This is a genomic window from Acinetobacter lwoffii (assembly GCF_024129595.1).
Classification (GTDB): domain Bacteria; phylum Pseudomonadota; class Gammaproteobacteria; order Pseudomonadales; family Moraxellaceae; genus Acinetobacter; species Acinetobacter lwoffii_O.
In genome coordinates this window covers 1-1,105 of record NZ_JAMXXS010000087.1, presented here as the reverse complement: position 1 = coordinate 1,105, position 1,105 = coordinate 1, and the positions used below count along the sequence as shown (strand labels likewise).

Genomic DNA, 1,105 nt, shown 5'->3' with positions numbered 1-1,105 from the left:
AATATAGGACTTACGCACTATTATTTATAGATTTTCTGTGGCAGCAGATGATTCTTATCGAGAATAAATTCATCAATAAAGTTCTTGATAATTGGTCTAAATAATTTCTTCTGCCAACGATATACATTTTCAAAGATCCGCTCAAACTGGTTCTTTTGTATCTCAACATAGGCCATCAAGGCTGAGAAAATATGATTCAAAATCAGCTTGGATCGTCTTACTTGAAACTTTTCAATATGACAAACCTGTTTAATTACTCGATGATATTGTTCTATTTTCCAATGACTTGAATGTAATTCATAAAAACCATCAAAGGACAATAAATCATCTTCATCTTGATGCACAATATAAAATCTCTGCTGTTCTTTTAACTGAGTCTTAAATAATTGTACAAAGCCAACATCTTTGAGCCAGACCACTTGACCCTGATGAAAATTCGGCAATAAACGGAGTTGAAACCATTGTCCTTTTTCAGGGGAAACCTTACGGTTACTGTCGACACCAAACATAAATCGAATACCATGTTTTCTTATGGTTTTTAGATTTTCAGTCGATGAATACCAACTATCACCTGTAATGAATTGAATCTTTGCACCCCAATCGAGTACTTCACTTAACATCTCCATAAAGTAATCATTCTTGGTTTTACTTTCTGACTTATCATAAATTCGAAAATTAATTGGAATATTTTTGCCATGTTGATCTGTCGCATACAAGGTAATGAGATTAATACCCTTGACGGATCGGTGGTGTTTACCTGACCAAAAATAGCTAACTAAGTCCATATGTTGACTATATGGCTTATCTAAAACAGTATCATCAATACTGACTATAAGTTTATTATTATCAATGTGTTGAATTGCTTCTTGATATAGATCGTGAGCTGTGTAGTCTTCACGCTCCAAAAAGCGATTTACACTGTCATGCGAGATATTATAAGTCTCGGCAAGTTGTGTGCAGCTAATAGAGTTTGGTTCTGTCATGAGAAAGCCCATATAAATGGGTAATGTACAAGTTGCTGTAGAAGCATGTTTAGTTCGTCTGATCACAGATACGTTATAAAGTAGTTTGAGACTTTTTTAAATCCGTCAATGCGTAAGTCCTA

1 protein-coding gene is annotated in these 1,105 nt (G+C 34.2%); it reads right to left on the bottom strand.

The window, feature by feature from the left end; all coding sequences use genetic code 11:
- Positions 1 to 20 precede the first annotated feature (20 nt).
- Positions 21 to 1,049: an IS701 family transposase gene (locus NI466_RS15755; protein ID WP_080591875.1), complete on the bottom strand. Its 1,029-nt coding sequence runs from the start codon at positions 1,047 to 1,049 to the stop codon at positions 21 to 23.
- Positions 1,050 to 1,105 lie beyond the last annotated feature (56 nt).